At 70.4% G+C, this 1,909-nt stretch carries 3 protein-coding genes; all 3 read left to right on the top strand.

What is annotated here, in order from left to right; genetic code table 11:
- Positions 1 to 65: 65 nt before the first annotated feature.
- Positions 66 to 470 (top strand): transposase, encoded by a 405-nt coding sequence (locus PKH97_RS16300; RefSeq protein ID WP_324388657.1) that lies wholly within the window; start codon positions 66 to 68, stop codon positions 468 to 470.
- Positions 467 to 817 carry an IS66 family insertion sequence element accessory protein TnpB gene (gene tnpB / locus PKH97_RS16295; protein ID WP_324388656.1) on the top strand — a complete coding sequence of 117 codons (351 nt, stop codon included), beginning with the start codon at positions 467 to 469 and terminating at the stop codon, positions 815 to 817. The genes PKH97_RS16300 and tnpB overlap by 4 nt, the downstream gene beginning before the upstream one ends.
- 58 nt (positions 818 to 875) lie before the next feature.
- Positions 876 to 1,909 (top strand): IS66 family transposase (locus tag PKH97_RS16290; RefSeq protein WP_324388655.1); only part of this gene is annotated, 1,034 nt, incomplete at its 3' end.

Raw genomic sequence — 1,909 nt, 5'->3', positions numbered from 1 at the left:
TGATCGTATCCCTCCGGGGGCGGCCGTCTGACTGATCGCGGGTGCCGGGGGTAAGAGCATGCCTTATGGCATGGGCAAAGGTCGTCTCCGATTTTGAGCTTCTGGCGGTTGGGGACGCGTGGCGTCGTCGGGCCTGGACGGACGACGAGAAGGTGCGGATTGTCGAGGAGAGCCTGCGCGGCCATCGTCAGGGGTCGGCGACGGCGCGGCGTCACGGGATTTCGCGGTCGCTTCTGACGCGGTGGCGTGGGGACTACCGCGCCGGGCAGCTGGGTGCGGGCGGGCCGATGTTCACAGCGCTGGCGCTGACGGCGGAGGCCCCGCCTGCGCCGCGTCTTGCCTCTCCCGATGCATCGGGTCGGGAGGCGAAGATCGAGATCGTGCTGGGGAACGGGCGGCGGGTTATTGTCTCGGCGGCGGTCGATCCCGCGGCTCTGGCGCGCCTGCTGCCGGTGCTGGAGAGTGCATGATCGCGTTTCCGGCAGGTGTGAAGGTCTGGATCGCGGGCGGGGTGACGGACATGCGCTGCGGCATGAACAGCCTGGCGCTGAAGGTGCAGGAAGGGCTCGGCCGCGATCCGCACGGCGGGGAGGTCTTTTGCTTTCGTGGCCGTCGAGGCGAGCTGGTGAAGCTCCTCTGGCACGACGGGGTGGGCATGTCGCTCTACGCCAAGCGGCTGGAGGCGGGCAAGTTCATCTGGCCGGTGAGCCAGGGCGGGACGGCGGTGCAGATCTCGGCGGCGCAGCTGGGCTATCTGCTGGAGGGGATCGACTGGCGCAATCCGCGCTGGACGCAGCGGCCGGCAAAGGCGGGCTGATCGCCCGCATCCTTCTGTTTCTGCTCGGCTTTGGCCGTTCGGCATGGTAGCCTCGGCCATGTCCGAGGACGCCGCCGAAATCGCCCGACTTCGCGCCGAGCTGGCGGCCGCCAAGGCCGAGCTGGCCCAGGCGCAGGCGGTGGTGTCGGCCTCCGAAGCGATGATCTCGCACCTCAAGCTCGAGCTCGCCAAGTTGCGGCGCGAGCAGTTCGGTCAGCGCTCCGAACGCCGCGCCCGGCTGATCGAGCAGCTGGAACTCCAGCTCGAGGAACTCGAGGCCGCGGCCACGGAAGATGCGCTTCGGGCGGAGGCGATGGCGCAGCCGGCGCCGGTCCGCGCCTTCGAGCGGCGCAAGCCGGCGCGCAAGCCGTTCCCCGAACATCTGCCGCGCGAGCGCGTGGTCGTCGCGACCCCCACCAGCTGCACCTGCTGCGGCTCGTCCCGGATCGTGAAGATGGGCGAGGACATCACCGAGACGCTCGAGGTGGTCCCCCGTCAGTGGAAGGTGATCCAGACGGTGCGCGAGAAGTTCACCTGCCGGGACTGCGAGAAGATCAGCCAGCCACCGGCGCCGTTCCACGCCATCCCGCGCGGCTGGGCCGGTCCCAGCCTCATCGCGATGGTGGCCTTCGAGAAGTTCGGCCAGCACCAGCCGCTGAACCGGCTCGGCGAGCGCTTCGCGCGCGAGGGCGTCGCGCTCAGCCTGTCCACCCTGGCCGATCTCGTCGGCCATGCCACCGTCGCGCTGGAGCCGCTCCATGCCCTGATCGCGCAGCATGTGCGGGCGGCCGACCGCCTGCACGGCGACGACACCACCGTGCCGCTGCTCGCCCGGGGCGGCACGCTTGCCGCGCGGCTCTGGACCTACGTCCGGGACGATCGCCCCTTCGCCGGCGGCGCGCCGCCCGCCGCGCTGTTCTTCTTCTCGCGCGACCGGGAGAAGACCCATCCCAACCGGCATCTCGGCGGGTGGCAAGGCATCCTGCAGGCCGACGCCTATGGCGGCTACAACGACCTCTACCGGACCGACCGCGCTCCGGGTCCGGTGACCAGCGCGCTGTGCTGGAGCCATGCCCGGCGCAAGTTCTTCGA

Source organism: Nostocoides sp. (genome assembly GCF_035343835.1).
Classification (GTDB): Bacteria; Actinomycetota; Actinomycetes; order Actinomycetales; family Dermatophilaceae; genus Nostocoides_A; species Nostocoides_A vanveenii.
Note: the sequence above shows the minus strand (reverse complement) of the source record. Positions and strands in the feature narration are given on the sequence as shown.

Bases quoted from the DNA above. Each gene is read 5' to 3' on its own strand.
- PKH97_RS16300 (WP_324388657.1), top strand. From the start codon at position 66: ATGGCATGGGCAAAGGTCGTCTCCGATTTTGAGCTTCTGGCGGTTGGG.
- tnpB (WP_324388656.1), top strand. From the start codon at position 467: ATGATCGCGTTTCCGGCAGGTGTGAAGGTCTGGATCGCGGGCGGGGTG.